At 70.6% G+C, this 6,582-nt stretch carries 6 protein-coding genes; all 6 read left to right on the forward strand.

Going from position 1 to position 6,582, the window contains the following annotated elements:
• A partial coding sequence (locus AC1D12_RS20805) for a phosphopantothenoylcysteine decarboxylase domain-containing protein (protein ID WP_477842567.1) occupies positions 1-213 on the forward strand: 213 nt, incomplete at its 5' end.
• Positions 210-659 carry a dUTP diphosphatase gene (dut, locus tag AC1D12_RS20810; RefSeq protein WP_477827916.1) on the forward strand — a complete coding sequence of 150 codons (450 nt, stop codon included), beginning with the start codon at positions 210-212 and terminating at the stop codon, positions 657-659. The genes AC1D12_RS20805 and dut, both read left to right, overlap by 4 nt.
• A gap of 174 nt (positions 660-833) precedes the next feature.
• Positions 834-1,268, forward strand: a complete 435-nt coding sequence (locus tag AC1D12_RS20815) for a MarR family winged helix-turn-helix transcriptional regulator (RefSeq protein ID WP_465113213.1) — start codon at positions 834-836, stop codon at positions 1,266-1,268.
• Positions 1,261-2,760, forward strand: a complete 1,500-nt coding sequence (locus AC1D12_RS20820) for an MFS transporter (protein ID WP_477842569.1) — start codon at positions 1,261-1,263, stop codon at positions 2,758-2,760. Before AC1D12_RS20815 ends, AC1D12_RS20820 begins: the two co-directional genes overlap by 8 nt.
• A gap of 18 nt (positions 2,761-2,778) precedes the next feature.
• A complete protein-coding gene (locus tag AC1D12_RS20825) occupies positions 2,779-3,999 on the forward strand; it encodes an efflux RND transporter periplasmic adaptor subunit (protein ID WP_477842571.1) in 1,221 nt (406 codons plus the stop codon).
• Positions 3,996-6,582, forward strand: a 2,587-nt coding sequence (locus tag AC1D12_RS20830; RefSeq protein WP_477842573.1) for an efflux RND transporter permease subunit, incomplete at its 3' end; no start/stop codon positions are given. The genes AC1D12_RS20825 and AC1D12_RS20830, both read left to right, overlap by 4 nt.

Genomic DNA, 6,582 nt, shown 5'->3' on the forward strand with positions numbered 1-6,582 from the left:
AAGCTGCAGCGCAAGAACGTGCCGCTGATCGTCGGCAACCTCGGGCCGGCCACCTTCGGGCGCGACGACAACGCGCTGCTGCTGGTCGATGCGCAGGGTGAACGCCAGTTGCCGCATGCCGACAAGCTGACGCTCGCGCGCACGCTGGTGGACGAGATCGCGGCCCGGCTGTCCTCTTCCCCCGTTTCCTCTTCCACTCCCCGACCCGCATGACCCCGATCGACCTGAAGGTGCTCGACCCGCGCATGGCCGGGCAACTGCCCACGTACGCGACCCCCGGCAGCGCCGGCCTCGACCTGCGTGCCTGCCTCGACGCGCCGCTGGTGCTCGAACCCGGCCAGACGCAGCTGATCCCCACCGGCCTGGCGATCCACGTCGCCGATCCGGGGCTGGCGGCGATCATCCTTCCCCGCTCCGGGCTCGGCCACAAGCACGGCATCGTGCTCGGCAACCTGGTGGGCCTGATCGATTCCGACTACCAGGGCCAGCTGATGGTGAGCTGCTGGAACCGCGGTCAGGCGGCGTTCACGATCGCGCCGATGGAGCGCATCGCGCAGCTGGTGATCGTGCCGGTGGTGCAGGCGAGCTTCCGGGTGGTCGACGAGTTCGGCACATCCGACCGCGGCGCGGGCGGATTCGGTTCCACCGGCAAGCACTGATCTTCTTTCCGCCGCCGTGAAATCCTCGCGGCGGCCGGCGGCGCGTTTACCGACCCGCAACAAACTTGTCGAAATGCTTTGATAGGCTAAGCATCTCGACAAGTCCTGCGAAGGCAGCGTCCCGCCGTGGCTTCTCTTTCCAGATCTCCCGCCAAGCCAGAACCGGCCGCCTCCGTGCCCGACGCCAGCCGCGTCGCGGCCGAGGTCTTGAGCGTGGTGCCCGACGTGATGAACGCCATCCGCATGGGCATGCGCGGCAGCCTGGACGCCGGGCTGTCGGTGCCGCAGTTCCGCTGCCTGGGCTTCATCGGCCGCCATGCCGGCTGCTCGATCAGCGACGTCGCCGGCTTCCTCGGCGTGACGCTCGCCACCGCGTCGGCGATGGTCGACCGGCTGGTGCGCGGCGGCTACGTCTCGCCGAGCACCGCCGCGGCCGACCGCCGCCGCACCGAGCTGCGGCTGAGCGCCGAAGGCAAGGCGCTGCTCGACGACATCCGCCGTGGTGCGCGGGCCGACCTCGCGAACACGCTGTCCGGCGCGACGCCGGCGGAACTGGCGCTCGTGATGCAGGGTCTGGCGATCCTCAAGGCGAGGTTCGTCCATGACTGACACCGCATTCCCCGCGGAAAGCCCCGCGCCAACGTCCGAGCAGGTGGCCCGGCGCATCGCCGAGGGTCGCCGCCGCTTCCGCCGCCTGTTCGGCGCGGTAATGCTGCCGATGTTCCTGGCCGCCGTCGACCAGACGCTGCTGGCCACCGCGACGCCCGTCATCAGCCGCGAGTTCGGGGGCTTGCGCGACACCTCCTGGCTGGCCGTCTCGTACCTGCTGGCCTCGGTGATCGTGGTGCCGCTGTACGGCCAGCTGGGCGACCAGTTCGGGCGGCGCAAGCTGCTGTCGCTGGCCACCGCGCTGTTCGCGCTCGGCTCGCTGGGCTGCGGCCTGGCCACCGGCCTGTGGTGGCTGGTGGCCGCGCGCACGCTGCAGGGGCTGGGCGGCGGCGGCCTGATGACGCTGTCGCAGGCGCTGATCGGCGAGGTCGTCTCGCCGCAGCGGCGGGCGCGCAGCCAGGGTTATTTCGCAATCGTCTTCACGCTGGCCAGCGTCGGCGGCCCGGTGATCGGCGGGCTGGTGGTCCACCACGCCAGCTGGCGCTGGCTGTTCCTGGTCAACCTGCCGCTGTGCGCGCTGGCGCTGTGGCGGCTGCATGCCTTGCGGGCCGACGACGTGCCGCACCCCCGCAGCGGGCCGCCGGACGTGCAGGGCATGCTGCTGTTCGCGGTGGCGATGGCGCTCAGCCTGTTCTGGCTGTCGTCGGCCGGGCACCGCTTCGACTGGGTGTCGGCGACCAGCGGCGCGCTGCTGGTGGCGACCGTCGCGCTGTGGGCCGTGCTGCTGCGCGTCGAGCGGCTGGCGGCGCGGCCGTTCCTGCCGGTCGACCTGCTGCGGCTGCCGCCGGTGCGCTATGCGGCGCTCACGGTGGTCGGCTTCGCGTCGGCGATGTTCGCGATGGTGTTCTACCTGCCGATCTACCTGCAGCTGTCGCTGCATTCCGATGCCGCCGAGGCCGGCCTGCTGCTGTTGCCGCTGACGGCCGGCATCGTCGGCGGTGCCACCTTCACGTCGCGGCTGATCATCTGGACCGGCCGCCCGACGGCGCTGCCGGTGGGCGGGCTGCTGCTGGCCGGCTGCAGCCTGCTCGGCATGGCCTTGCTGCCACCCGACAAGCGCACACTGGTCGCCCTCGGATTCACCACCGGGCTCGGCCTGGGCAGCGTGATGTCGGTGATGCAGATCGTGACGCAGACCGCCTCCGGCCCGGCGCGCCTGGGTGCCGCCGCGGCCACGATGTCGCTGGCACGCACGCTCGGTTCCTCGATCGGCGCGAGCGCGTTCGGCGCGCTGATCTTCGGGTTGATGGGGAGCAGCGACGCACTGCACGCAGCGCAGGATCCGCAGGCGCAGGAGGCGCTGCGCTTCGCGTTCGTGGTCGCCTTCGGCTGTGCCGCCGCCGTGTGCGCGCTGGCCGCCTGGGCCGCCAGCCGGGTGCCGGCGCTGCGCTTCCATCCCGGGGCCGAGGGCCGGACCGATTTTTCCGAATGACTTGACGACGGGCAGTTCATGAACAAGAGCTTGGTGGGTTGGGTGATCGCCGCGGTGGTGGTGGCGGCGGGCGTCGGCTACGGCGTGGCCACACGTGGCAAGGGCGAGGGCGGTGCGGCCGCCGGTGCGCCGTCGGCGGCCGCGTCCGGCGCGCCGGTCAGCGTCAGCACCGTGCGCGCGCAGCAGCGCGACTACGAGGTCACGCTCGAAGCGACCGGCAGCGTCACCGCGCTCAACAGCGTCGACATCCGTCCGCAGGTCGCCAGCACCATCACCCACGTCCACATCAAGGAAGGCCAGTTCGTGAAGGCCGGCGAGCTGCTGTTCACGCTCGATTCGCGCACCGACGAGGTCAACGTCGCGAAGGCGCAGGCCCAGCTCGAGAAGGACCTCGCCTCGCTGGCCGACGCGCAGCGCCAGCTCATGCGCAGCAAGGACCTGCTCGCGCAGAACTTCGTCTCGCAGAGCGCCGTCGACAGCAGCCAGACGCTGGTCGAGGGCTCGCAGGCGGTGGTGTCGTCCGACCGCGCGGCGCTGGCCGCTGCCAAGGTGGCGCTGGGCTACAACCGCATCGTCGCGCCCGGCCCGGGCCGCGCCGGCGCGATCAACGTGTTCCCCGGCAGCTCGGTGCAGCCGGCCACCAGCACGCTGGTGACGCTGACGCAGATCGACCCGATCGCCGTCGGCTTCAACCTGCCGCAGCGCAACCTCGCCGAGGCGCTGCGCAACCTGCAGTCGAGCCGCGGCGCGGTCACGGCGGTGCTGCCCGAAGGGCGCGGCACGCTGGTCGGCAAGCTGCAGTTCGTCGACAACAACATCGACGCGTCGTCCGGCACCGTCAAGGTGAAGGCGGTGTTCGACAACAGGCAGCAGGCGCTGTGGCCCGGCGCGTTCGTCAGCGTGCGGCTGGTGGTCGAGACGCTGAAGGATGCGATCGTGGTGCCGCAGGCCTCGCTGATCCAGGGCCCGCGCGGCAACATCGTCTACGTGGTCGACGACGGCGGGAGGGCCGTCGCGCGGCCGATCGCGGTGGTGCAGGCGGCCGGCACCGATGCGGTCGTCACCGGCGTGAAGCCGGGCGAGCGCGTGGTGGTCGACGGCCGGCAGAACCTGCGGCCGGGCGCGCCGGTGGTCGAGCGCGCGGCGAGCGGGGCCGGCGGCAAGGGCAAGGGTGCGGGGGCTGCGGCATCCTCAACGACATCCGCAACGACATCCGCAACTTCGGGAGTCGCGCCATGAACCTGTCCGAGCTGTTCATCCGCCGTCCGGTGATGACGGTGCTGCTGAACGCCGCCATCGTCGTGGCCGGCGTGATCGCGTACACGCGCATCCCGGTGGCCGCGCTGCCGAGCTACAACACGCCGGTGATCAACGTCTCGGCAGCGCTGCCGGGCGCGAGCCCGGAGACGATGGCCACCTCGGTCGCGCTGCAGCTCGAGAAGCAGTTCCAGACCATCCCGGGCCTGAGCGTGATCAGCTCGGCCAACACGTTGGGCAGCACCACCGTGACGCTGGAGTTCGACGAGGGCCGCGACATCGACGCCGCCGCGGTCGACGTGCAGGCCGCGCTGCTGCGCGCGCAGCGCCAGCTGCCGCAGGACATGACCAGCCCGCCGGCGTACCGCAAGGTCAACCCGGCCGATGCGCCGGTGCTGCTGATCGCGCTGACCTCGCCGTCGCTGAACCTGTCGGACCTGAACGATTTCGCCGAGCACCTGATCTCGCCGTCGCTGTCGACGCTGGCCGGCGTCGCGCAGGTCAACATCTACGGGCAGAAGCGCTTCGCGGTGCGGGTGCGCGTGCAGCCCGATGCGCTGGCCGCGCGCAACATCAGCCTCGACGAGCTGAACGCCGCGCTCGGCGCCGCCAACGCCAACACGCCGGTTGGAACGCTCGAAGGCCCGAAGCAGACGCTGACGCTGCAGGCGAACCGCCAGCTGCGCAATGCCGCCGAGTTCGGCGAGCTGATCGTCAGCAACCGCAACGGCAACCCGGTGCGGCTGAAGGAGGTCGCCTCGGTCGAGGACAGCTACGAGACGGTGAAGACCTTCGCCAGCTACAACGGCGAGCCGTCGATCACGCTGGCCATCCAGCGCCAGCCCGACGCCAACACCGTCAAGGTGGTCGATGCGGTGCGCGCCGCGCTGCCGGGCTTCCAGGCGCAGCTGCCGCAGTCGGTGCGCATGAACCTGGTCAACGACCGCTCGGTGTCGGTGCGCGAATCGCTGCACGACGTGACGCTGACGATGCTCGGCACCATCGTGCTGGTGGTGCTGGTGATCTTCCTGTTCCTGCGCCGCTTCGTCGCCACCGCGATCCCGACGCTGTCGCTGCCGGTCTCGCTGGTCGGCGCGATCGCGCTGCTGTGGGGCTTCGGCTACACGCTCGACAACATCTCGCTGCTGGGCCTGACGCTCGCGGTCGGCCTGGTGGTCGACGACGCGATCGTGATGCTCGAGAACATCATGCGGCACGTCGAGCACGGCGAGGCGCCGTTCGGCGCGGCGCTGCGCGGCTCGCGCGAGGTCGGCTTCACGATCATCTCGATCTCCACCTCGCTGATCGCGGTGTTCATCCCGATCTTCTTCATGCCGGGCGTGATCGGCCTGCTGTTCCACGAGTTCGCGGTGATCGTGTCGCTGGCAATCATCGCGTCGGCCTTCGTCTCGCTGACGCTGGTGCCGATGCTGGCCAGCCGCTTCCTGACCGACGACGCGCACAAGAAGCCGCCGGGCGCGCTGGTGCGCTCGTTCGAGCGCGGCTTCGACCTGCTGCTGGGCGCCTACTCGCGCACGCTCGACGTGGCGCTGCGACACCGCGTGGCCGTCGTGCTGGTCGCGGCGGTCACCTTCCTCGCCACCGGCTGGCTGTTCGCGAGCATCTCGAAGGGCTTCTTCCCGCAGGAGGACATCGGCCAGCTCAGCGTGCAGACCGAAGCCTCGGAAGACACCTCGTTCCCGGAGATGGTGCGGCTGCAGGACCGCGCCGCGGCCATCATCCGCGACGACCCGAAYGTGCTGGCCGTCAGCTCGTTCAACGGCGGCGGCGGCGCGCAGAACACCGGCCGCATGTTCGTCGCGCTGAAGCCGCGTGCCGAGCGCCAGGACATGACCCAGGTGGTCGAGGGGCTGCGCCGCAAGCTGCGCGACGTGGCCGGCATCAGCGTCTTCATGCGCCCGATCCAGAACCTGCAGCTCGGCGGCCGCCAGAGCAAGGCGCAGTACCAATACATCCTGCAGAGCGTCAAGGCCGACGAGCTGAACGACTGGGCGCAGAAGCTGCAAGGCAAGCTGCGCGCCGACCCGCTGTTCCGCGACGTGACCAGCGATTCGCAGCTGCGCGGGCTGCAGGCGTCGCTGCACATCGACCGCGACCGCGCCAACACGCTGGGCGTGTCGATCGACGCGCTGCGCTCGGCGCTGTTCAGCGCGTTCGGCGAGCGGCAGGTGTCGACGATCTACACCGCCGTCGACAGCTACCAGGTGATCATGGAGGTGGCGCCCGGCGCCAAGCAGGACGAGAGCGCGTTCAACAACATCTACGTGCGCTCGTCCAGCGGCACGCTGGTGCCGATGTCGAGCTTCGCGACCGTCACGCGCACGGTCGGCCCGACCTCGATCAACCACGTCGGCCAGCTGCAGGCGGTCACGGTGTCGTTCAACCTCRCGCCCGGCGCCGCGCTCGGCGACGCGACCGGCAAGATCGAGCACTACCGCGCGGAGATCGAGCTGCCGGAGTCGATCATCACCAGCTACGGCGGCGATGCGGCGGTGTTCAAGAGCTCGCAGGGCAGCCAGGCGATCCTGATCGTCGGCGCTCTGC

The organism is Rhizobacter sp. P1_G5, assembly GCF_056405435.1.